Source organism: Nocardiopsis codii (genome assembly GCF_036327455.1).
Taxonomy (GTDB): domain Bacteria; phylum Actinomycetota; class Actinomycetes; order Streptosporangiales; family Streptosporangiaceae; genus Nocardiopsis; species Nocardiopsis codii.
This window is the reverse complement of record NZ_JAUZMY010000013.1, coordinates 59,417-81,981: the sequence shown is the minus strand read 5'-3', so window position 1 is coordinate 81,981 and position 22,565 is coordinate 59,417. Positions and strand designations below refer to the sequence as shown.

The 22,565-nt window shown below is 72.3% G+C and carries 25 protein-coding genes; 19 read left to right on the top strand and 6 right to left on the bottom strand.

What is annotated here, in order from left to right; genetic code table 11:
- Positions 1-57: 57 nt before the first annotated feature.
- Positions 58-588, bottom strand: a complete 531-nt coding sequence (locus Q8791_RS14875) for a DinB family protein (RefSeq protein ID WP_330092289.1) — start codon at positions 586-588, stop codon at positions 58-60.
- Positions 589-671: 83 nt separating this feature from the next.
- Here Q8791_RS14875 and Q8791_RS14870 point away from each other — a divergent pair, with 83 nt between their 5' ends.
- Positions 672-1,373 (top strand): hypothetical protein, encoded by a 702-nt coding sequence (locus tag Q8791_RS14870; RefSeq protein ID WP_330092288.1) that lies wholly within the window; start codon positions 672-674, stop codon positions 1,371-1,373.
- A 21-nt stretch (positions 1,374-1,394) separates the two neighbouring features.
- On the opposite strand, the gene Q8791_RS14865 is transcribed toward Q8791_RS14870, so the two are convergent.
- From Q8791_RS14865 to Q8791_RS14850, 4 genes are all read right to left on the bottom strand, one after another.
- Complete coding sequence (locus tag Q8791_RS14865; protein ID WP_330092287.1) at positions 1,395-3,257, bottom strand: AMP-dependent synthetase/ligase; 1,863 nt, start codon at positions 3,255-3,257, stop codon at positions 1,395-1,397.
- A gap of 122 nt (positions 3,258-3,379) precedes the next feature.
- Complete coding sequence (ybaK, locus tag Q8791_RS14860; protein WP_330092286.1) at positions 3,380-3,865, bottom strand: Cys-tRNA(Pro) deacylase; 486 nt, start codon at positions 3,863-3,865, stop codon at positions 3,380-3,382.
- Positions 3,866-4,071: 206 nt separating this feature from the next.
- Entirely contained in the window at positions 4,072-4,848 is a 777-nt protein-coding gene (locus tag Q8791_RS14855) for an LON peptidase substrate-binding domain-containing protein (RefSeq protein WP_330092285.1), read from the bottom strand.
- 163 nt (positions 4,849-5,011) lie between these two features.
- Positions 5,012-5,572, bottom strand: coding sequence for a ferritin (locus tag Q8791_RS14850; RefSeq protein WP_330092284.1), 561 nt, complete (start codon positions 5,570-5,572; stop codon positions 5,012-5,014).
- 248 nt (positions 5,573-5,820) lie between these two features.
- Here Q8791_RS14850 and hisD point away from each other — a divergent pair, with 248 nt between their 5' ends.
- The 10 genes from hisD (at position 5,821) to Q8791_RS14800 (ending at position 16,292) form a co-directional block, all read left to right on the top strand.
- Positions 5,821-7,122, top strand: coding sequence for a histidinol dehydrogenase (hisD, locus tag Q8791_RS14845; protein ID WP_330092283.1), 1,302 nt, complete (start codon positions 5,821-5,823; stop codon positions 7,120-7,122).
- Positions 7,123-7,220: 98 nt separating this feature from the next.
- Positions 7,221-8,318: a histidinol-phosphate transaminase gene (locus Q8791_RS14840; RefSeq protein WP_330092282.1), complete on the top strand. Its 1,098-nt coding sequence runs from the start codon at positions 7,221-7,223 to the stop codon at positions 8,316-8,318.
- Positions 8,319-8,403: 85 nt separating this feature from the next.
- Entirely contained in the window at positions 8,404-8,997 is a 594-nt protein-coding gene (gene hisB / locus Q8791_RS14835) for an imidazoleglycerol-phosphate dehydratase HisB (RefSeq protein ID WP_267945782.1), read from the top strand.
- Positions 8,998-9,159: a hypothetical protein gene (locus Q8791_RS14830; RefSeq protein ID WP_330092281.1), complete on the top strand. Its 162-nt coding sequence runs from the start codon at positions 8,998-9,000 to the stop codon at positions 9,157-9,159.
- Positions 9,160-9,175: 16 nt separating this feature from the next.
- A complete protein-coding gene (gene hisH / locus Q8791_RS14825; RefSeq protein WP_330092280.1) occupies positions 9,176-9,829 on the top strand; it encodes an imidazole glycerol phosphate synthase subunit HisH in 654 nt (217 codons plus the stop codon).
- A gap of 33 nt (positions 9,830-9,862) precedes the next feature.
- The gene (gene priA / locus Q8791_RS14820) at positions 9,863-10,630 is read left to right on the top strand and encodes a bifunctional 1-(5-phosphoribosyl)-5-((5-phosphoribosylamino)methylideneamino)imidazole-4-carboxamide isomerase/phosphoribosylanthranilate isomerase PriA (RefSeq protein WP_330092279.1); all 768 of its coding nucleotides are present in this window, start codon (positions 9,863-9,865) and stop codon (positions 10,628-10,630) included.
- Complete coding sequence (gene hisF / locus Q8791_RS14815) at positions 10,627-11,400, top strand: imidazole glycerol phosphate synthase subunit HisF (protein ID WP_330092278.1); 774 nt, start codon at positions 10,627-10,629, stop codon at positions 11,398-11,400. Before priA ends, hisF begins: the two co-directional genes overlap by 4 nt.
- A gap of 178 nt (positions 11,401-11,578) precedes the next feature.
- A complete protein-coding gene (locus Q8791_RS14810) occupies positions 11,579-12,169 on the top strand; it encodes a peptidoglycan-binding domain-containing protein (protein WP_330092277.1) in 591 nt (196 codons plus the stop codon).
- A gap of 275 nt (positions 12,170-12,444) precedes the next feature.
- Positions 12,445-14,442, top strand: a complete 1,998-nt coding sequence (locus Q8791_RS14805) for an ABC transporter ATP-binding protein (protein WP_330092276.1) — start codon at positions 12,445-12,447, stop codon at positions 14,440-14,442.
- Positions 14,439-16,292, top strand: a complete 1,854-nt coding sequence (locus Q8791_RS14800) for an ABC transporter ATP-binding protein (RefSeq protein WP_330092275.1) — start codon at positions 14,439-14,441, stop codon at positions 16,290-16,292. The genes Q8791_RS14805 and Q8791_RS14800 overlap by 4 nt, the downstream gene beginning before the upstream one ends.
- 15 nt (positions 16,293-16,307) lie before the next feature.
- Here the strand turns inward: Q8791_RS14800 and Q8791_RS14795 are convergent, their stop codons facing one another.
- Complete coding sequence (locus Q8791_RS14795) at positions 16,308-17,309, bottom strand: sugar isomerase (RefSeq protein WP_330092274.1); 1,002 nt, start codon at positions 17,307-17,309, stop codon at positions 16,308-16,310.
- Between the two features lie 191 nt (positions 17,310-17,500).
- Here Q8791_RS14795 and hisI point away from each other — a divergent pair, with 191 nt between their 5' ends.
- The 8 genes from hisI (at position 17,501) to trpC (ending at position 22,337) form a co-directional block, all read left to right on the top strand.
- Positions 17,501-17,845 carry a phosphoribosyl-AMP cyclohydrolase gene (gene hisI, locus Q8791_RS14790; protein ID WP_330092273.1) on the top strand — a complete coding sequence of 115 codons (345 nt, stop codon included), beginning with the start codon at positions 17,501-17,503 and terminating at the stop codon, positions 17,843-17,845.
- A complete protein-coding gene (locus Q8791_RS14785; protein WP_330092272.1) occupies positions 17,842-18,549 on the top strand; it encodes a Trp biosynthesis-associated membrane protein in 708 nt (235 codons plus the stop codon). Before hisI ends, Q8791_RS14785 begins: the two co-directional genes overlap by 4 nt.
- Positions 18,549-18,830: an HGxxPAAW family protein gene (locus Q8791_RS14780; RefSeq protein WP_330092271.1), complete on the top strand. Its 282-nt coding sequence runs from the start codon at positions 18,549-18,551 to the stop codon at positions 18,828-18,830. The genes Q8791_RS14785 and Q8791_RS14780 overlap by 1 nt, the downstream gene beginning before the upstream one ends.
- A gap of 258 nt (positions 18,831-19,088) precedes the next feature.
- A complete protein-coding gene (locus tag Q8791_RS14775; protein WP_330092270.1) occupies positions 19,089-19,457 on the top strand; it encodes a CD225/dispanin family protein in 369 nt (122 codons plus the stop codon).
- Between the two features lie 97 nt (positions 19,458-19,554).
- Entirely contained in the window at positions 19,555-20,061 is a 507-nt protein-coding gene (locus Q8791_RS14770; protein ID WP_330092269.1) for a DUF2752 domain-containing protein, read from the top strand.
- Between the two features lie 90 nt (positions 20,062-20,151).
- Positions 20,152-20,535: a CD225/dispanin family protein gene (locus tag Q8791_RS14765; protein ID WP_330092268.1), complete on the top strand. Its 384-nt coding sequence runs from the start codon at positions 20,152-20,154 to the stop codon at positions 20,533-20,535.
- Between the two features lie 376 nt (positions 20,536-20,911).
- The gene (locus Q8791_RS14760) at positions 20,912-21,289 is read left to right on the top strand and encodes a CD225/dispanin family protein (protein ID WP_330092267.1); all 378 of its coding nucleotides are present in this window, start codon (positions 20,912-20,914) and stop codon (positions 21,287-21,289) included.
- A gap of 241 nt (positions 21,290-21,530) precedes the next feature.
- Positions 21,531-22,337, top strand: a complete 807-nt coding sequence (gene trpC, locus Q8791_RS14755; protein WP_330092266.1) for an indole-3-glycerol phosphate synthase TrpC — start codon at positions 21,531-21,533, stop codon at positions 22,335-22,337.
- The last annotated feature ends 228 nt before the right edge of the window (positions 22,338-22,565 follow it).

Here is a 22,565-nt window from a genome sequence, read left to right as displayed (position 1 = left end):
ACGAAGGCGCCCGTGGGCGGTCGTGCCGCAGGCGCCTGTTCGTGCTCCCCCGGGGTCCTACCGGCCGGTCACCCCGTCGGCGAGTTCGCGCAGGACGTCCAGGTGTCCGTTGTGGCGGGCGGTCTCCTCGACCATGTGCAGCAGAACCCAGCGCAGGGTCGGCTGCGGACGTGAACGGCGTGCCGACGCCCCGAGCTCCAGCCGGGCGGCGATCTCGCGCGAACGCGCGCACTGGGCGGCGTACTCGTCGAGCAGCCGGGGCAGCGGCAGCTCGGCGCCGACCCGGAACTCGGCGTCCGGGTCCTCCCGCGAGTAGGGGGCGAGGTCGGGCTGGTTGAGCATCACCACCTCGAACCAGAACGCCTCCACCCACCGCAGATGGGACACGAGGCCGCCCGCGGTCATCAGCGGAGAGGTCGGGAGCGGCGCCGAGCCGGACAGCTCGGAGGACAGCCCGGCGCACTTGAGATGGACCGTGGCGCGCTGCCGGTCCAGATAACTGGTGAGCATGGTGCGCTCGTCGGCGGCCAGGGGCGGGTCGACACGAGGGAGCCGGGGTGCGGTCAGAGGGCTGTTCTTGTCGCTCATGCCGGTATTCTCCGTTCCGGCTATGCCCCGTATCCACTGGTTTTCCGGGGTGGGACCGGGACGGGGCGAGGAGAGTTGGGGAGATGACGGAGCAGAACCGCGCGGGCACGTCGGCGCCGGTACGACAGCTGGCCGCGGGGGCGTGCGTCCTCGGGGCCCTGGTTCTGCTGGGCGCGCTGTTGGGCCTGGTGTGGTGGCAGTTCGCACCCCGGGCGGAGGGCACCGCGCTGGGCGACGGGCAGGTCTTCACCGGCACCACCGAGGACGTGTTCGCCGGTGAGGGCTATTTCGTCGTCATGACGGCGCTCGCGGGCCTGGTCGCCGGCTACGGGGCCTACATGGTCCAGTTCCCCCTGGCTCTGCGCCGCCTCCAGGACCTGCGCCTGGTCGTCCTCGTCGCGGGGTTCCTGGGGTCGGTCGCGGGCGCCGTGCTCACCTGGCGCGTCGGGGTGGCCCTGGACGGCGCGGCGCACGCCGCCGTCGCCGCCGCCGAGCCCGGTTCGACGGTCGTGACCGGGCTCCACCTGGACGCGACCGCGTTCCTCGTGGCCTGGCCGTTCGTGTTCGTGCTCCAGTACGGCCTGCTCGACGCCATCAGCCTCGTCCGCCGCGACCTGCCCGGGGTGCCCCCGAGCGCCCCCGCGCCGGAGGCGGACGAGGGGGCAGCGGAGGGTGCCGCGGAGCGGGCGCCGCGGGACGGTGCGGAGCCGTCGGCGCAGTCCGACCCCGGCGCACCGGTCGCGGCCGAACACGACCGGCCCGGCCCGGAGGAGTCCGGGCGCTGACCTGCCGGTCGCACCGACCCCTCAGAGCGTCTGGACCGCGTCCTCGTACATGCCGTCGAGGAGCCCCCGGTACTTGTTCTCGATCGCCCGCCGCCGCATCTTCAGACTGGGCGTGATCTCGCCCTCCTCCACGGACAGGTCGTGGGGGAGGATGGTGAACTTCTTGACCGTCTCGTGCCGGGGCAGCCCCCGGTTGAGTTCGTCGACAGCCTCCTGCACCATCGCCCGGACCCTCGGCTCCCCGGTCAGGCCCGCGTAGTCGAGCGCGCCCAGCCCGTTCTCGGCGGCCCAGACGCCGATCGCCTCGGGGTCCAGGGCCACCAGCGCCGTGCAGTAGGGGCGCCTGTCCCCGTGCACGACCAGGTTGCTCACGTAGGGGCACAGGGCCTTGAACCGGCTCTCGATGCCCTGCGGAGCCACGTACTTGCCGCCGGACGTCTTGATCAGTTCCTTCTTGCGGTCGGTGATCCGCAGGCGCCCGTCCTCCAGGGCGCCGATGTCGCCGGTGGCGAACCAGCCGTCCGGGCCGAGCGCCTCCTCGGTGGCCCCGGACAGGTTGTGGTAGCCGCGCATCACGCAGCCGCCCCGGATGAGGATCTCGCCGTCCTCGGCGATCCTGACCTCCGTACCGGGCATGGGAAGCCCCACCGTGCCGAAGCGGACCGAGCCCGGCCTGTTGAGGAACGTCCCGGCGCTGGTCTCCGTGAGGCCGTAGCCCTCCAGGATGATGATCCCGGCGCCGTAGAAGAACCGGCCGATGTCGGGGGAGAGCGGCGCGCTGCCGGAGACGAAGAACTTCAGGCGCTCGCCGAAGCGCGCCCGCAGTTTGGCGAACACGAGCCGGTCGGCGACCTGGTGCTGGACGGCCAGCAGCCCGGTGGGCGTCCGGCCGTCCTCCTTCAGGCGGGCGACCCGGTCGCCCACGCCCACGGCCCATCGGAAGATCCGGTACTTGGCAGCGCCGCCCTCCTTGGCCTGCATGACGACCCGGTTGTACACCTTCTCGAAGATGCGCGGCGCGGCGGCCATGAAGGTGGGCTGCACGACGGCCAGGTTGTCCACGATCTTGTCGACCCGGCCGTCCACGGCCGTCCGGAAACCGATCCGCAACTGGCTGACCTGCATGAGTTTGCCGAAGACGTGGGACAGGGGCAGCCACAGGTACTGGACGTCGTCCGCGGTGAGCATCTCCCAGCCCTGTCCGCGCATCTCGTCGTCGAGGTCCTGGATGGCCTGGGCCTCGTACAGCCAGTTGGAGTGGTCCAGGCGCACGCCCTTGGGCCTGCCGGTGCTGCCGGAGGTGTAGATGAGGGTGGCCAGGTGCTCGGGCCGGACGGCCTCGACGAGCTCGTCGAACAGGCCGGGTCTCTCGGCGCGGACCCGCGCGCCCAGGGCGGCCAGCTCGGCGAGGGTGATGACCCAGTCGCCGTCTCCGTCACCGTCGAAGACGACCACCTTGGACACCCCGGGCACCTGTGCCCGCTGGTCGACGAGTTTGGCCACCTGTGCGGCGTCCTCGGCGAAGACCACCATGCTGCCGGAGTCGGAGACGATGTAGGCGCAGTCGGGCGGGGTGCTGGAGGGGTAGACGGTGGTCGAGGCACCGCCGGCGCACAGGATGGCCAGGTCGGCGAGGATCCACTCCATCCGGGTGCTGGAGGCGATCGCGCACCGGGCCTGGGAGGTCACCCCCAGGGAGTGCAGGCCCAGAGCGAGGTCGCGTACGCGGTCGAGGGTCTGGGACCAGGTGAGGGTCTCCCACCTCTCGGGGGCGCCGCTCGGGTCCGGGACGGGGTAGCTGAACGCCTCGGCGTCACCGGACGCGGCGACGCGGGAGGTGAACATACCGGGAACAGAGGAAAAGGGGGATGAAATGTCGCGCATGTCACAAAGCTACCCTCGGGTAGGGGGCCCGGCAACAGGTCCTCGCGGGCTCCCCGGGACCGCCCGCCCCCGGGGATCGCCGTCCGTGTGCCCGCCCCGGCGTCCCCTGCCCGGGGACGGGGTCAGCCGACGCCGATCGGGGCGGTGACCGCCTCGGTGAGCGAGATCAGGTCGCGCGGCCTCAGCTCCATCTGCAGACCGCGCCGCCCCGCCGAGACGTAGACGGAGGACAGGTCCGTCACCGACGAGTCGATCACCGTCCGCAGGCGTTTGCGCTGGCCCAACGGGCTGATCCCGCCGCGGACGTAGCCGGTGACCTTCTCCGCCCTGGCGGGGTCGGCCATGGCGGCCTTCTTGCCGCCGACCGCCGCGGCCAGCGCCTTGAGGTCGAGCGAGGTGCTCACCGGGACGACCCCGACCGTGAACACCCCGTCCACCTCGGCGATCAGCGTCTTGAAGACGTGCTCGTGCGGGACCCCGATCGCGTCGGCGGCGTCCGCGCCGTAGGAATGGCCCTCCGAAGCGCCGTCCACCTCGTAGGGGTGCAGGGTGTACGTGGTCTTGGTCCGTCCGGCGGCCACGGTCGCGGGTGTGGCTTTTGCGCTCATCGGCTTCCTGGTCTCTGTCTGTGCGCGAACGCGCGGATGTGTGTCGACGGCCCGAGCGACGCGTCCGGGCCGGTCCCGGGTGCGCCGCGCCCGACCGTACCTGTCCGAACAGCCGGCCGGACCCGCGTCCGCGAGACGCGGAGGAGGGCCCGCGGCGGGGACGGGGCCGCGGTGTCCGGGGACGCGGATCGGGCCCCCGCCCCGGGTCAGTTGAACGAGACGCCGTTGTTGAGGAAGGGGCCCGCCGGCAGGTTGGGCAGGGAGGGGGCCGCCACGATGCGGTTCTCCCTGCGCAGGAACCTCGCCGCCACCGCCAGCCGTGTCGCGGCGTCCTCCGCCTCCAGCATCCGCTGCTTCTCGGCCTGGTCCAGCACGACCGAGGCGGCCACGGAGTAGGAGAGGGCGATGGGGTCCTTGGGAAGTTCGGGCGCGGGGTCCGGGGACATCCCGATCGACGCCAACCGCTGGGAGTAGACACCGAACAGGTCCCGCACGTGCTCGGCGTGCTCCTCGGCGTCCGGACCCAGGGGTTCGGGCAGGAACGACACCGACGCGGTCGAGTACACCTCGGGCGAGGAGGCGTCCACCTCCGACAGGTCGGTGACGGTGAACCGGGCCCCGCCCTCCACGACCAGGTCGTAGCGGCCGTCGTCGTAGGTGCGGACGTTGCGCAGCAGGGCGGTGCACCCGGTGGCCGCCACCCTGGGCAGCGAGGTCCCGGGGCCGCCGATGGTGGGCACCCCCGTGTCCGCCCCGCCGGCGCCCTGGCCCGACTCGGCGGCGACCTCGTGCCCCAGTTCGATCCACACCACGCCGAACCGGCGCGGGCCCCGGTCGCGTCCGGTCACCTCGCTCTGGGCAAGGGTGGGGCCGAGCAGTTCCGATACCAGGGCCCGGTACCGCCGCTCGAAGACGTGCAGGGGAACGGTCATACCGGGGAACAGCACGGTGTTCAACGGAAAGATCGGCAGGGCCACAGGCATGCTCCCAGTATGCCTTCCCACCGCGGGGTACGGCGTCGGACGGGTCGGCGCGTCCGGGCACGGGCGCGGCCCGGGGCCCGCGCACCGTTCCCCCCTCGGGAACGGGCGCCCGGCCCCGGGCCGTGTGGGACGGGGTCGCCCGCCGCATCGACGGGCCGCGCGGTCAGGAGACCGAGGGGCCGGCGGTGCCGGGAGCGCCCTGGCTGCCGTTGTCCTCGCTGGGCATGTCGCGGGCGACGAAGGTCTCCACGTCGAAGAGGTTGCCCTCCGCGCGGTCCACCACGTTGAGGAGGGTCGACATCTTGGCGACCTCCTCCGTCTGCTCCTGGATGAACCACTGGAGGAACTGCTCGCCCGTGTAGTCGTCCTCGTCACGGGCGACCTTGGCCAGGCGCTGGAACTGGTCGGTCACCTCGCGCTCCTGGCGCAGGGCGAGGGCCACCAGGTCGCGGGGAGCGGAGAAAGCGGTCTCGATCTCGTCCACGGCGGGGATGGCGAAGTGGATGTCGCTGTCGAGAAGGAACCGCACGATCATCATCGCGTGGTCCCTCTCCTCCAGGGACTGCTCGTAGAAGACCCGCGCGAGCTGGGGCAGGTCCTGGTCGTCGAACCAGGCGGCGACGGCCACGTACTGGTGCGAGGCCGTGAACTCGTGCCGCACCTGGTCGACCAGGAGTCTGTGGAACTTGGAAAGGTGGCTATCGCTGTTCTTGTTCGAACTCATGGTCCCACGATAACTCATACAAAAGCGTTTCGCGAAACTCGTGAAAACGCGTCGCCATTTGTTAGGCAAGCCTTTCGGAAGCTTAATTAGGTTAGGTGTCCCAAAGTTAGGCGACACTTATTCCGGACATTCCTGGCGGTGGTCCGCCCAGGTCCCCTGGTACGCGTACCCGCCGGTGGCGGAGGTGTGGTGTCCATCATCCGGACACCACCACCCACCGAATGGACGAGGCCCCCTAGACTGGGCCCGTGATCAGTCGAATCGACCTCCGAGGCACCCAAGGCGACCCGCGCGAAGCCCTTCCGCGCGCGGAACTGGACGTGGCGGCAGCCGCCGACCGCGTACGTCCCATCTGCGAGGACGTACGCCATCGGGGGACCGAGGCGCTGATCGAGCTCACCGAGCGCTTCGACGGCGTCCGGCTCACGGACATCCGCGTACCCGCCGAGACGATCAAGGCGGCCCTGGCCGACCTCGACCCGGCCGTGCGCGCCGCTCTGGAGGAGTCGATCCGCCGCGCCCGCAAGGTCCACCGCGACCAGCGCCGCACCGACCACACCACGCAGGTCGTCCCCGGCGGCACCGTCACCGAGAAGTGGATCCCGGTCGACCGCGTCGGCCTCTACGTACCGGGCGGCCGGGCCGTCTACCCCTCCAGCGTCATCATGAACGTCGTCCCCGCCCAGGAGGCGGGGGTGCGCTCCCTGGCGGTCACCTCACCGCCGCAGAGCGACTTCGGCGGCCTGCCGCACCCGACCATCCTCGCCGCGTGCGCCCTGCTCGGCGTCGACGAGGTCTACGCGGTCGGCGGCGCACAGGCCATCGCCATGTTCGCCTACGGCGCCGGCGGGTGCGAGCGCGCCGACATGGTCACCGGCCCGGGCAACATCTGGGTGGCGGCGGCCAAACGGCTCCTCAAGGGCGTCATCGGCATCGACGCCGAGGCCGGACCCACCGAGATCGCGATCCTGGCGGACGCCACCGCCAACGCCGACTACGTCGCCGCCGACCTCGTCAGCCAGGCCGAGCACGACGTCGTCGCGGCCTCCGTCCTGGTCACCCCCGACGAGGCGCTCGCCGACGCCGTCACCCGGCACCTGGAGCGGCGCGTCGCCGCCACCAAGCACAGCGACCGCGTCCGCGAGGCCCTGTCCGGCCCGCAGTCCGGCATCGTCCTGGTGGACGACCTCGACCAGGGGCTCGCGGTCGTGAACGCCTACGCCGCCGAACACCTGGAGATCATGACCGAGGACGCCCCCGCGTGGGCCGCACGCGTGCGCAACGCGGGCGCGGTCTTCGTCGGCGACTTCTCACCGGTCTCCCTCGGCGACTACGCCGCGGGTTCCAACCACGTGCTGCCCACCGGCGGCTGCGCCTGCCACTCCGGCGGCCTGAGCGTGCAGACGTTCCTGCGCGGGGTGCACATCGTGGACTACGACCGTGACGCGCTGGCCGACGTCGCCCATCACGTCATCACCCTGGCCGACGCCGAGGACCTGCCCGCGCACGGCGAGGCCGTCGCCGCGCGTACGGACCCGACGACGGCCTGAGCCCGACGGCCGACCACCCGGCGGACGTCCGGGCGCGGGGGACCGCGTGGCCGCACCGGCCGCAGGGGTCCCGCACGCCCGCCCGCCCACAACCGACCATGAGCGTGGAACCCGTGAGCTTCACCCTGAACGACCTGCCACTCCGCGACGACCTGCGGGGCCGCTCGCCCTACGGCGCACCCCAACTGGACGTGCCCGTGGTGCTCAACACCAACGAGAACCCGCACGCGCCCTCACCGCGCCTGGCCAGGGCCCTGGCCGACGCCGTCGCCGCCACCGCGCTGGGCCTCAACCGCTACCCCGACCGGGACGCGGTCCGCCTGCGCGAGGGCCTGGCCGCCTACCTCGGCCACGGTCTGACCGGCGCCCACGTGTGGGCCGCCAACGGATCCAACGAGATCCTCCAGCAGATCCTCCAGGCCTTCGGCGGCCCAGGCCGGGTCGCCCTGGGCTTCGAGCCGTCCTACTCGATGCACCCGATCATCTCCCGGGGTACCGGGACGGGATGGGCGTCCGTGCCCCGCGACGCCGACTTCCGGATCGACACCGGGGCGGCCCTGGCCGCGATCGCCGAGCACCGGCCCAGCGTGGTCTTCCTCACCTCGCCCAACAACCCCACCGGCACAGCGCTGGACATCGCCGACATCGAGCGGATCGCCGACGCGGCGCCGGGGGTCGTGGTCGTGGACGAGGCCTACGCCGAGTTCCGCCGCACGGGCACCCCCAGCGCCCTCACCCTGCTGGAGGACCACCCCAGGCTGATCGTCTCGCGCACCATGTCCAAGGCGTTCGCCCTGGCAGGGGCCCGCGTCGGCTACCTGGCCGCGCACCCGGCCGTGGTCGACGCGCTCCAGCTGGTCCGCCTGCCCTACCACCTGTCCGCCGTCACCCAGACGGTCGCGCTCACCGCACTCGACCACGCCGACGAACTCCTCGGCGCCGTCGACGACCTGCGTGCCGAACGCGACGCCCTGGTCGCCTGGCTGCGCGAGCACGGGTTCGCCGTGGCCGACTCCGACGCGAACTTCGTCCTGTTCGGTGAGTTCGACGACCGCACCGCGGTGTGGCAGGCGATGCTCGACCGCCAGGTCCTCATCCGCGAGGTCGGCCCGCCCGGCTGGCTGCGCGTCACCGTCGGCACCCCGGAGGAGATGGCCGCGTTCCGGTCCGCGCTCCTCCACGCGACCGGACGCTGACCGCGCCGCCGTGCCCCGGCCGACAGGCCGGGACGGGCACCGTCCCCGCCCCACCACACCCGCCAGAACCACCGGGAGAGTCACCATGAGCCGCATCGGGCGCGTCGAACGCGCAACCAAGGAAACCAAGGTCCTGGTCGAGATCGACCTGGACGGCACCGGCGTCGCCGACGTCTCCACCGGGGTCGGGTTCTTCGACCACATGCTCGACCAGCTCGCCAAGCACGGCCTGTTCGACCTGACCGTGCGCACCGAGGGCGACCTGCACATCGACTCGCACCACACCATGGAGGACACCGCCCTGGCCCTGGGCGCCGCCTTCCGCGAGGCCCTCGGCGACAAGGCCGGCATCCGCCGCTTCGCCGACGCCAAGGTGCCCCTCGACGAGGCCCTGGCCGAGGTGACCGTCGACGTCTCCGGCCGCCCCTACCTGGTCCACAGCGAGCCCGAGGGCATGGCGCCGATCATCGGCCGCGACTACGACACCACCATGACCCGCCACATCCTGGAGTCCTTCGTCGCCCAGGCGCGGGTCGCCCTGCACGTCCGCGTCCCCTACGGGCGCAACGCCCACCACATCGTGGAGTGCCAGTTCAAGGCACTGGCGCGCGCACTGCGCTCCGCCACCGAGAAGGACCCGCGCGTCAGCGGCATCCCCTCGACCAAGGGCGCCCTGTAGATGGACACCGACCTGTGGGGGATCGCCCTCGTCGTGCTGGCGGGGTTCCTCGCCGGGGGCGCCTACGCGATGTGGAAGGTCAACAGGCTCATCGCCGTCGCCCTGGCCGGCTGCACCGTGCTCGCCGCCGCCTCCGGCGCTCTGCGCCTGGGCTACCTGTAGAGGAAGGGCAGATCCAATGCCGTCACGTGTGGTCGTCTTCGACTACGGCTCCGGCAACCTGCGCTCCGCGCAGCGCGCCATGGAGCGCACCGGCGCCGACGTCACCGTCACCTCCGACCCGCACGCCGCCCTGGACGCGGACGGCCTGGTCGTCCCGGGCGTCGGCGCGTTCAGCGCCTGCATGTCCAGCCTCAGGGCGGCGGGCGGAGACCGGATCATCGGTCGGCGCGTGGCCGGGGGGCGCCCCGTCCTGGGCATCTGCGTGGGGATGCAGGTCCTCTTCGACAAGGGCGTGGAACGGGCCGACCCGCGGGCCGAGGACCAGGTGACCGAGGGCTGCGGCGAGTGGCCCGGGACCGTGGACCGCCTGCGCGCGCCCATCGTGCCGCACATGGGCTGGAACACCGTCCGGCCGCCCGAGGACACCCGGCTCTTCGCCGGGATCGGCCCCGGGGAGCGCTTCTACTTCGTGCACTCCTACGCGGTGCGCGAGTGGGAGTTCTCCTCGCACAACGAGCGCATCCGCGAGCCCGGGGTCACCTGGGCCGAGCACGGCGAGCCGTTCGTGGCCGCCGTCGAGAACGGCCCGCTGTGCGCCACCCAGTTCCACCCGGAGAAGTCCGGCGACGCGGGCGCCCGCCTGCTCGCCAACTGGGTCGCCACCCTCTGACCGACGTTTTCCCACCGAGTACGAGAAGGTTTCATGACCGGCGAGCACACCACGTCGTCCCCCGAACTCGAACTGCTTCCCGCCGTGGACGTGGCGGGCGGGCAGGCCGTCCAGCTCGTCCAGGGCAAGGCGGGTTCGGGGGGCCAGTACGGCGACCCCTTCGAGGCCGCCACGGCCTGGCAGAGCGCCGGGGCCGAGTGGATCCACCTGGTGGACCTGGACGCCGCGTTCGGACGCGGCCACAACCGCGACCTGCTGCGAGACATCGTTGGACGCCTGGACGTCAAGGTGGAGATGTCCGGCGGCATCCGCGACGACGAGTCGCTGGCCGCCGCCCTGTCCACCGGGTGCCGCCGGGTCAACATCGGCACCGCCGCCCTGGAGAACCCGGAGTGGTGCGCCAGGATCATCGCCGAGCACGGCGACCGGATCGCGATCGGCCTGGACGTGCGCGGCACGACCCTGGCCGCGCGCGGCTGGACCCGGGACGGCGGCGACCTCTTCGCGACCCTGGACCGCCTGGAGTCGGAGGGCTGCGCCCGGTACGTCGTCACCGACGTCAACAAGGACGGCACCCTCAAGGGCCCGAACCTGGACCTGCTGCGCACCGTGTGCGAGCGCACCGACAAGCCGGTGGTCGCCAGCGGCGGCGTGTCCAGCCTGGACGACCTGCGGCAGATCGCGACCCTGGTCCCGCTGGGGGTCGAGGGCGCCATCATGGGCACCGCGCTGTACGAGGGGGCGTTCACCCTGGAGGACGCCCTGGCGACGGTGCGGGACGTGAAGGACGTGGCCCGGTGACCCTGGCCGTGCGCGTCATCCCCTGCCTGGACGTGGACGCCGGGCGGGTCGTCAAGGGCGTCAACTTCGAGAACCTGCGCGACGCGGGCGACCCGGTGGAGCTGGCCGGCACCTACGACGCCGCCGGCGCCGACGAGCTCACCTTCCTCGACGTCACGGCCTCCAGCGGAGACCGGGAGACCACCTACGACGTGGTCCGCCGTACCGCCGACCAGGTGTTCATCCCGCTGACCGTGGGCGGCGGGGTGCGTACCACCGACGACGTCGACCGGCTGCTGCGGGCGGGCGCCGACAAGGTGGGCGTGAACACGGCCGCGATCGCCCGGCCCGAGCTCATCGAGGAGATCGCCGAGCGCTTCGGCCGCCAGGTCCTGGTGCTCTCCGCCGACGTGCGGCGGGTGCGCGAGGGAGGACGGCCGACCCCCAGCGGGTTCGAGGTCACCACCCACGGGGGCCGCCAGGGGACCGGGATCGACGCCCTGGAGTGGTGCGAGCGCGCCGCCGACCTGGGCGCGGGGGAGATCCTGCTCAACTCGATGGACGCCGACGGCACCAGGGCCGGGTTCGACCTGGAGCTCATCCGCGGGGTGCGCGCCCGTGTCCACGTGCCGCTGATCGCGTCCGGCGGCGCGGGGGCGGTCGAGCACTTCGCCCCGGCGGTGGAGGCGGGGGCGGACGCGGTGCTGGCCGCGACGGTCTTCCACTTCGGCGAGTTCACCGTCGCCGACGTCAAGCGGAGCCTGCGAGAGGCGGGCCACGCGGTTCGCTGAGGAATTTCGCAGGTCAGCGGTGCAGGAGGCCCCCGGGACACCTCGTCTCGGGGGCCTTCGCGTGCTCTGGCGACGACACGTAGTCGATTCCGTGTGGCGTTGAGGTGACGCGCCGATGGTTCGTGTGAGCATGGTCTCTGTAGTTCCCATTACCCACGGGGGAAGGACCTTAATTCGCATGTTTCCGCACTTCTTTGGTGGTTTTGGTAGGCGTATCGCCTCCCTGATCGCTGCCTCCGCGATCGCCGCCACCACCGTCGTCGCCACCGCTCCCACGGCTTCCGCCGACGACCTCGACCGCACCTCGAACCAGGTCGTGGCCCAGATCGAGGCCGAGCCGTGGCCGCACTACGAGAGGGGCGACCGGTCCGTCGACATCCAGGCGGCCCGCAAGCTGCTCGCCTACCACGGCTACCGCTCGGACAGCACCACCTCGTGGTTCTTCAACCTCTCGCTCCAGCAGACGATCCTGAGGTACCAGGCGGCCAACCCGAACCACCTCGCCGAGACCGGAGAGCTCGACGACGAGACCTGGCTCCTGCTGCGCGAGCGCACCTTCGGTGAGTTCGGCCCGAACAGCCGCGGGCTCGTCGTCGAGATGATCCAGAGCGAGCTCAACGCGAAGTTCGACGCCGGCCTGACCGTCGACGGCCGGTACGGCACCCGCACCACCAACGCGGTCCGTGCCGCGCAGCGCGATTTCGGCATCGGGGTCGACGGCATCGTCGGCCGCCTCACCTTCCGTGCGCTGATCACCTACCAGCCGTAGGCAGGCGGTCGGAGAACGGCCGCTCCGACCGTCCCCGCGCCCGGACCACCCCGGTGGTCCGGGCGCACCCGCGTCCCGCCTCCGCCCCGCCCCCCGCCGCACGGAATAGCCCCGGCGGGAACCGCGCTGAAACAATCCGGTGGAACCTTGTCGGTCCCGCTGGATAGGTTGGCTCGACACACGCGCCCACGTCCCCTTCGGCATGCCCGGAGGCCGTCGGCGCGCGAGGTCGGAGCCGCGCAGGCGGCGCCGGCAGGCAGACGAACGGGGGGCGTATGGCGCAGGGCACCAGCACGAGGGATCCGGGAACCGAGGAGGGCTCCGCGCCACCGGAACCCTCCGGCCGCGCCGAACCCGGCGGCCACGCCGCGGACGCCGCCATCGGGGTCTTCGGCCGGGGCATGCGCGTCCTGTGGGTCGCCGCGCGCACCGAACCGTGGATCTTCCTCGCCGCCGTCGCCGGGGCCATGCTGCACGCGGGCGTCACCGTCGGTTCGGCCTCCGTCCTCGGCCACCTCACCGACTCCACCATCCTCCCCGCCTTCGCCCAGGGCAGCACCACCGCCGCCGCGCTCACCGCCGCAGCCGCACTGCTCCTCGCGGTCGGCCTCGGCAAGGCCGCCGGCATCGCCGTGCGCCGCATGCTCGCCGCCCTCATGCAGTTCCGCATGCAGGCCCGCTACCGCCGCGCCGTCGCCCGCAAGTACCTCGAACTCCCGCTGTCCTGGCACCACCGCCACCCCACCGGACAGCTGCTCTCCAACGCCAACGCCGACGTCGAGGCCGCCTGGCAGCCGCTCGCCCCGCTGCCCATGGCCGTCGGCAGCGTCTTCATGCTCGCCATCGCCGCCGCGGCCATGCTCATCACCGACCCGGTACTCGCCCTGGTCGCCTTCGTCGTCTTCCCCGTCCTGGCCGCGGCCAACGTCGTCTTCCAACGCCGGGTCTCACCCATGGCCTCCCGTGCCCAGGCCCTGCGCGCCGAGGTCAGCGGCGTCGCCCACGAGTCCTTCGACGGCGCCCTCGTCGTCAAGACCCTCGGCAGGGAGGACACCGAGACCGAGCGCTTCACCCGGTCCGCGCACAGCCTCCGCGACGCGCTCATCCAGGTCGGCCGCATGCGCTCCATGTTCGACCCGGTCATGGAGGCACTGCCCAACTTCGGAGTGCTGGCCGTCCTGCTCCTCGGCATGTGGCGGCTCTCCACCGGAGCCATCGAACCCGGCGACCTCGTCCAGATCGCCTTCCTCTTCACCCTCCTGGCCCTGCCGATCCGCTCCTTCGGGTGGATCCTCGGCGACCTGCCCCGCAGCGTCGTCGGCTGGGACCGCGTCCAGTCCGTCCTCAGCTCCGGCGGCGCCATGGAGCACGGCGAGCGGACCCTGGAGGACAGCCCCCGCGGCATCGCCCTGAGCGCCCGCGGCGTCACCTTCTCCTACGCGGACTCCTACGACGCCGACGGAGGCGGCCGCGACCTGATGGACGACGAGGCCGCCACCGCCCGCACCACCGTCCTCAACGGCGTCGACCTGGACATCGCCCCCGGGCGCACCGTCGCCCTCGTCGGCCCCACCGGGTCGGGCAAGTCCACGCTCACCACCCTCCTCATGCGCCTGGTCGACCCCGACACGGGCCACATCAGCCTCGACGGCGTCGACCTCCGCGACCTCGCCCGCGACCAGATCCCCGCGCACGCCGCCCTCGTGCCCCAGGGAACCTTCGTGTTCGAGGACACCGTCCGCGACAACATCACCCTCGGCGGCGACATCGACGACGAGCAGGTGTGGGCCGCACTGCGCCTGGCCCGCGCCGACGGCTTCATCAGGGAACTCGACGGCGGACTCGACGCCCCGCTCGGCGAGAAGGGCACCACCCTGTCCGGCGGCCAGCGCCAGCGCCTCGCCCTGGCCCGCGCCGTCGTCCGCAGACCCCGGCTGCTGATCATGGACGACGCGACATCGGCGGTCGACCCGCAGATCGAGGCCCAGATCCTCGCGGGCCTGCGTGAGCGCGACGACGCCGCCACCGTGGTCGTCGTCGCCTACCGCCGCGCCACCATCGAACTCGCCGACGAGGTCGTCTACATGGAACGCGGCCGCGTCCTGGCCCGCGGCACCCACGACGAACTCCTCACCACCTCTCCCGGCTACACCAGGCTGGTCACCGCCTACGAACGCGCCTCCGCCGAGAGCGAGGCCGAACGCGAACCCGTCCCGGAGGAACCCGGACCACTCGAACCCGCCCCGCACGCCACCGAGGAGACGAGCCGATGAGCGCACCCGCCCGGACCCGCGCCGAACAGCGGCCCGACCCGGACCAGGGACGACAGGCGGACGGCGCGGCCGACCCGCTCCTCTCCCTGCACCGCTCCACCGACACCGCCATGGGCACGGTCCGGCGGGGCCTGCGGCTCTCCCCGGAGTTCGCCAAGGGCCTCTGGCTGACCCTGGTGTTCGCCGTCTTCGCCACGGCGGGCAAGATCGTCGTCCCGGTCGCCGTCCAGCAGATCATCGACAACGGGCTGTCCGGGCCCGAAGGCCCCGACCTCGCCTTCGTCACCCGCATGGTGGCCACCTGCGCCGGACTCCTCGTCCTCACCATGGTCGCGTCCTACCTGATGAACGTGCGCCTGTACCGGGCCACCGAGTCCGGCCTGGCCACCCTGCGCCGCAAGGCGTTCCGGCACGTCCACGACCTGTCCGTGCTCACACAGAACAGCGAGCGCAAGGGCGCCCTGGTCTCCCGCGTCACCAGCGACGTCGACCAGATCAGCACCTTCATGCAGTGGGGCGGCCTGCTCCTGCTCGTCAGCGCGGGCCAGCTCCTCGTCGCGACCACCCTCATGGCGTTCTACTCCTGGGAACTCACCCTCGTGGTGTGGGTCTGCGTCCTCCCCCTGCTGTTCGGCGTCCGCTGGCTCCAGAAGCACCTGTCCAAGGCGTACATGAAGGTCCGCGAGAACACCGGCGACATGCTCGGCGTCATCGGCGAGACCGTCATGGGCGCCGCCGTCATCCGCGCCCACGGCACCGAGCAGCGCACCGCGGAGCGGATCGACTCCACCGTGCACAGGACCCGCCGCTCACAGATCCGCGCCCAGCGGCTGTCCGTGGCGGTCTCGCCCTTCGCCGAGATCGTCTCCGCGATCGGCAACGCCGCCGTGGTCCTCGTCGGCGTCTGGCTCGGCCTGGGCGGCGACCTGACCGCCGGACAGCTCATCGCCTTCCTGTTCCTGCTCACCCTGTTCATCCAGCCCATGATGATGGCGACCGAGATCTTCAACGAGGCCCAGAACGCCATCGCGGGCTGGCGCCGGGTCCTGGGAGTCCTCGACACGGCCCCCGACATCGCCGACCCGGGAGAGGCCGGCAAGGTCCTGCCCCGCGGACCCGTCCGGGTGACCTTCGACGACGTCACCTACTCCTACCCCGACGGCCCCGTCGTCCTGGACGACGTCGCCGTCGAGATCACCCCGGGCACCCGGGTCGCGGTCGTGGGGGAGACGGGCTCGGGCAAGACCACCTTCGTCAAGCTCCTCACCAGGCTCATGGACCCCGCCCGGGGCACCGTGCGCCTGGACGGCGCCGACCTGCGCGAGGTGGCGTTCTCCTCCCTGCGCAGCCGCGTCGTCATGGTGCCCCAGGAGGGCTTCCTCTTCGACAGCTCCCTGGGCGACAACATCCGCTTCGCCCGCCCCGAGAGCACCGACGCCGAACTGGAGGCGGCCGTCACCGAACTCGGCCTCTCGGAGTGGCTGGGCTCCCTCGCACACGGGCTGGACACACCGGTCGGCCAGCGCGGCGAGTCCCTGTCCGCGGGGGAGCGACAGCTCGTCGCCCTGGTGCGCGCCTACGTCGCCGACCCCGACCTGCTCGTCCTCGACGAGGCCACCTCGGCCGTCGACCCGCACACCGAGGTCCGCATCCAGCGCGCCCTGGACCGCCTCACCCGGGGGCGCACCTCCGTGGCCATCGCACACCGCCTGTCCACCGCCGAGGCCGCCGACCGGGTCCTGGTCTTCGACGACGGACGCATCGTCCAGAGCGGATCGCACGACGAACTCGTCGCACGGCCCGGCGTGTACGCCGACCTGTACGCCTCCTGGGTCAGCTCCTCCGCCTGACCCCCGGGCGTCCCGTCAGCGGCGGGACGCCCTCCACCAGTGGGCGGCCAGCAGCTCCGCCACCAGCGGCTCCACCAGGAGGCTCACGTCCGGGTCGGAGTCCCCCGGGTAGCGCACGGTCAGCTCCGCCCCCGGCACGCGCTCGTGCCCGGGGGTGGGGCCCACGGCCACGAACGAACCCCGCAGATGCCCCAGGTGCTCGGCGAACCGCTCGTCGTAGACCGACCCCGCGAACAGCAGCGCCCGATAGTCCGTCACGGCCGCCAGATAGCGGTCGGTGTGCGACCACTCGCCCGTCTCACACGCGTACGCGGCCCGCACCGGCCCCTTGCGCAGGGCCTGGACACCCTGCGACGCCGACGCCATCCGCTCGTCCGGGGCCACCAGGTGCACGCCGTGCGGCGACTCCAGGACCCGCGCCGCCTCGGGCACCCACTCCGGTGCGCTCGCCAGCAGCGACTTCGCGGCGTTGGCCGCCCTGCGCAGCATCCCCGGGAAGTTCTGACTGCTCCCCGACACCGGCGCGCCCAGACGGTGCCCCAGCAGCAGGAGCAGGGCCAGTGCGTGCTGGTAGGCGCGGCACCCCAGCCCGCTGGCCTCCTCACCCGTGTGCAGCGGCACCAGCAGGTCGGCGTAGTGCCCCACCACCATGTCCGGGGACGGGGCCAGCACGATCACCGGAGACCGCGCCACGTACCTGTCCAACACCGTGTACAGCTCCCGCTGCCCTCCCCCCAGGGACACCGCCACCACCAGCGTCTCCGGGCCCGCCGGAGGCTGCTCCGCCGACGAGGAGCGGTCCGCGCTCGCCGCGATGCCCGCGCGCCGCAACCGGGCCGCCGCCACCTCGCACGCGTAACGGGCCGACCCCAGGCCCACGAAGCGCACGGCGGCCGGCTCGTCGTCCAGGAGGGCCGGAAGCGCGGCGTAGGGGTCCCACCGGGGAAAGCGGGTGGCGAGCGAGATCAGCGCTGCGGGCTTGCCGGCCAGGTCGGCGGACAGGGACTCGGCGGTCACGGAACTCCCAGGGTGGAGGTGGCGGACGGAAGCGGCGGGGGAGCGGGCCGGAAGCCGCAGGCGGCCGACGGCAACCGAACCGTGGAGGACGCACGAACTCTAACCGCCCCGGACGAAAGCCCCCAAGGGGCGTCCCGCCCCGGGCGCCACCCGGTGCGGACCGCTGGACAGCCGCCCATAACCTGGGAGGCATGAGCGTCACCAGTCTCGACCCGGCCATCGCCGCCCGACTCAAGCGGACCCCGGACGGCCTCGTCCCCGCCGTCGTACAACAGCACGACACCGGGGAGGTGCTCATGCTCGCCTGGATGGACGACGAGGCGCTGCACCGCACCCTCACGACCCGGGCCGCCACCTACTGGTCGCGCAGCCGCGGCGAGTACTGGGTCAAGGGCGCCACGTCGGGCCACACACAGCGTGTGGTGTCGGTCGCACTGGACTGTGACGGTGACACACTCCTGGTCCGCGTCGACCAGGAGGGCGCCGCCTGCCACACCGGCGACCGCACGTGCTTCGACGCCGGGAGACTGCTGTGAGTTCCTCCACGTTCTCCCCCCGCGTCCGGCGCGAGTACGGCCTCACCATGCTCGGCCTCGCCGCCGCCGCCGGACTGCTGCTCGCCGCCGCCGGACAGCAGTGGGCGACCGGCCAGCTCACGGCTCCCGGACCGGTCCCACCGGTCCCCGTCGCACTCACCGGCGCCGACCTGACCGGCGCGCCCAGCGGCATCGGATGGGCCGGGCTGGCCGGTATCGCGGGCCTGTACGCCACACGCGGCTGGGCGCGGCGGCTGGTCGGCGCCCTGGTCGCCGCCGGCGGCGTCCTCGCCCTGAGCGCCGTGTGGGGGGCCACCAGGCCCGGCGCGCTCCTGGAGGCCGTGACGGAGAACGCCACCGACGCCGGGGGCGCCGCGCAGGTGGCCGCAGCCCCCCACCTGGCCGCGCTCGGCCCCGCCATGGCCGCGGGAGGCGCCGTGCTCCTGGTCCTGGCCGGGCTCCTCGCGATGGTGCGATCCCCTGCCTGGCCGGGCATGGGCACCCGGTACGATCGGGACGCCGCACCGCGCGCGACCCGGGCCGAGACACCCGCCGACCTGTGGAAATCGCTGGATGCCGGTGACGATCCCACACTCGACGCACCCGGGGACGACGGCCGGTCCGTGAACCCCGCCGACCCCGGGGACGCCACCGCACCCGCCTCGCTGGCAGCACGGCCAGCCGAATCTAAGGAGAACCTCTGATGGCCGACGAACACCACGACGACCACGGCAACACCGTTTCCGCCTGGTTCCTCACGATCTCCTGGATCGTGGCCTGGACCGTGGCGGCCGTCGCCATCATCCTCGGCGGCGCACTGGTGATGTGGACCCTCATCGCGCTCGGCCTCAGCGTCGTCCTCGCCGTGGTCGCGGGCGTCATGAAGAAGGTCGGCCTCGGCCGCAAGGAGCCCCGTCCCTACCCGCAGACCCGCGAGGACTGGGAAGCCGCCCAGAAGCTCTCCGCCACCGCGGCCGAGGCCTGACCCCGTTCGGTGATTCCGCAGCTCACAACGAGTGAGTAACGGGAAATGGACGAAGGTCCCATGGGGCAGGTAGATTCGCTCCACCGGACCTGCCAACCGTGTCGTTGCATGTCGGCGAATGTCCCCTTGGTCTGGCATCATTCGTTTCTGCCCGCGACGTATGCGTTCCGGTGACCCAACCCTGCCCCATGTTGGGCCGGTGTGTGTTCTCCACACCGTGCGAAATCCCTTGTCCTCTCCCTGAAAGTTGTGCCGACCATGAGTTACGGTCCCCCTCCCCCCGGTCACCCCGGCCCGCCCCCCGGCGGCGGCTACGGTCCTCCCGGCGGCGGCTACGGCGCCCCCGGCGGCACCCCGCCCGACAACGGCCTGACCTGGGCCATCGTCGCCGTCTTCTGCTGCTGGCCGCTTGCCATCCCGGCGATCATCAACGCGACCAAGGTCAACGACCTGTGGAACCGCGGCGACCAGGCCGGCGCCCTGCACGCCCAGGCCCAGGCGAAGAAGTTCACGAAGATCGCCTTCATCCTCGGCATCATCCTCATCGTGCTGAGCGTCGGCGCCAACATCCTGCTGGCCCTCCTCGGTGCGAGCGCCGCGGCGACCTCCCCGGCCTACACCTACTAGGCAGTAGTCCGAGGAACAGCGTCTCCTCGTCTGCCCCCGTGCGCCCTGTGGCCACGGGGGCAGAACTCTGCCCTCCCCGACCCCGTAGGCTGATCCCGTGCACCCAAGCGAACCACCCGAGACCGCCGACCCCGAGGCGCGGCCCGCCCCCTCGTGGACCCAGCGCGTCGAACACCGGCTCAGGGCACTGCCCCCGGTCGTGTGGCCCGTCGGCCTGGGCGTCCTCGGCCTGGCAGGGGCCACGCTCCTGCACTTCGTCGACCCCAACCAGCCCGGCAACTACCCGACCTGCCCGTGGCTGCTGCTCACCGGCACGTTCTGTCCCGGGTGCGGCAGCATGCGCGCGGTCGCGCTCGCGACGCACGGCGACTTCCTCGGCGCCATCAGCATGAACCCCCTGCTGCTGCTCCTGCTGCCGTACATCGCGTGGACCTACACGGTGTGGCTCGTGAGGACGATCCGGCCGCCCACGAAACCGCCCAAGCTCACGCCCGGCTGGTTCCTGTGGCTGCTCCTCATCGTCATCAACGCCCACTGGATCCTGCGCAACCTGCCCTGGTTCTCGTTCCTCGCCCCGGGCACACCGCTGTTCCCGGGCTGGTAGCGAGAACCAGAACGCCGTTCCCGCCGTCTGAGCGGATGAGCGCCCCCTGCACGAGACAACGCACCACCACGTCCTGGAAGGTTGGACACCATGAGCTACGGACCTCCCACCGGGGGCTACGGCCCGCCCTCCGGCGGTTACGGACCTCCCACCGGCGGGTACGGCCCGCCCTCGGGCTACGGAGGCGCACCGGGGTACGGAGGCCCGCCCGCCGGCGGACCCCCCAAGAACTACCTGATGTTCAACATCCTGGGCATCTTCGGGTGCACCGTGATCGGCATCATCGGCCTGATCTTCGCCCTCCAGGTCAACAGCAAGTGGGAGTCGGGCGACTACGCGGGAGCCGAGTCCTCCGCGCAGGTCGCCAAGATCATGGGGATCATCGGCCTGATCGGGTTCATCCTCGCCGCCCTCTACATCGTCTTCGTCGTGTTGATGTTCGTCGTCGCGGCCGCGTCCGCGACCGCCTACTGAGTCGGGCGGTCCGGCCCCCGGCCGGGCACGCCGACACGGTCGGCACACCGCACGCGGTGCGGGACGCGACGCCGGCGGCCCCCCGGTTTCCGGGGGGCCGCCGGCGCGACGGCACACGGTCGGCGCCATACGCCGCGGACGGCCCCGCACGGCCTGCGATCTCCGCGCCCGGGGCCGGCCCCCGGTGCCCACAGGCCCGGTCCCGGCAGCCGCCGCGCCGCGGCCGCAACCGTCCCCGCACGTCCCTCCCGCCCGCCGCAGGGCGGCTCCGGGGCCGGGGACCGTGCCCCGCGCGACCTCCGGAGGCCGAGCCGGACGGGCGGGACCGGAGAACACCCCGGCCTGCCGACATCCCCCCAGAAGAGTGGAACCAAGCATGAGTTACGGCCCCCCGCCGCCCGGCGGTTACGGACCTCCCACCGGCGGCTACGGTCCTCCCGCGGGATACGGCGGACCGCCCGGCTACGGTCCTCCCGGCCACGGCGGACCGCCCGCAGGGGACCCGCCCAAGAACCACCTCGTCATGAACATCCTGGGCATCATCAGCTGCTTCCCGGTGTTCGGCATCATCGGCCTGATCTTCGCCATCATGGTCAACGGCCAGTGGTCGTCCGGCGACTACCGGGGAGCCGAGTCCTCGTCCGGGGTCGCCAAGACCATGGGCATCATCGGCCTGGTGTTCTTCGTCCCCGGAGCCCTCTACGCCCTTTTCATGATCGTGATGATCGTCGCCCTGACCATCTCGGAGATCTGACCGGCCCAGCGGGTCCCGCCGCCGGACACCTCCGACACAAGAGGGCAGAACGACCCCCTCCCACCCGATCCCCCGTGGAACACAGGGGGAACGGGTGGGGGCGGCGACCCCCCGACCCCCGAAGGTCGATACGATGACCTGCAACACGGTGCGACGGCGGCGCGCCCGGGCACGCCTCGCGGGCGGCCGGCCCGCCGGAGCCACCACCGTGACAGACCACTGCATGAGGGAGCGGTAACTGGTGAGCGTGCTCGACGAGATCCTCGACGGAGTACGCGCCGACCTGGCGGAGCGGCAGGAGGCACTGCCCCTGGACCGCCTCAAGGCCCAGGCCGAGTCGGCGCCCACCCCGAAGGACGCCGAAGCCGCCCTGCGCCGGCCCGGCGTCCACGTGATCGCCGAGGTCAAGCGGGCCAGCCCCTCCAAGGGGCCGCTCGCCACCATCACCGACCCCGCCGCCCTGGCACGCGACTACGAGGCCGGGGGCGCCACCATCATCAGCGTCCTCACCGAGGAGCGCCGCTTCAAGGGCAGCCTCGCCGACCTCCAGACCGTCCACCAGGCCGTCGACACGCCGCTCCTGCGCAAGGACTTCGTCGTCAGCTCCTACCAACTGTGGGAGGCCCGCGTCTTCGGCGCCTCCGCCGTGCTCCTCATCGTCGCGGCGCTGCCCCAGGAGGCCCTCGTCTCCCTGGTCGAGCGCGCCCGGTCCCTGGGGCTCATGCCCCTGGTCGAGGTCCACGACGAGGACGAGGTCTCCCGCGCCGTCGACGCCGGAGCCACCGTCATCGGCGTCAACGCACGCAGCCTCAAGACCCTGGAGGTCGACCGGGACACCTTCGCCCGGCTCGCCCCCGGCATCCCCTCCGACATCGTCAAGATCGCCGAGTCCGGAGTCCGCGGCCCGCACGACCTGCTGGCCTACGCCGGTGCAGGCGCCGGCGCGGTCCTCGTCGGGGAGAGCCTCGTCCGCGGTCGGAACCCGCGCGAGGCCGTCGCCGACCTGGTGACCGCAGGAGCCCACCCCGCCCTGCGGGACCGGAACTAGGAACGAACCGCACGATGGGACAGACGACGGCACGGACGGTCGCGGTGATGGCACACCCCGGCCTCCGATGGCGATGGCTCTAGGGAATCCGCAGGCGTGAGCCGCGGGTTCCCGACGCCGCGCTGACCCACCAGTCCGCACGCGCCGCCGGAGCAAGGCGGCGCGCCACCGGTCGACGCGCGGACCCCCGCGGCGTACGCCCGGGGGAAGAGCCGCCGTCGGCCCCTT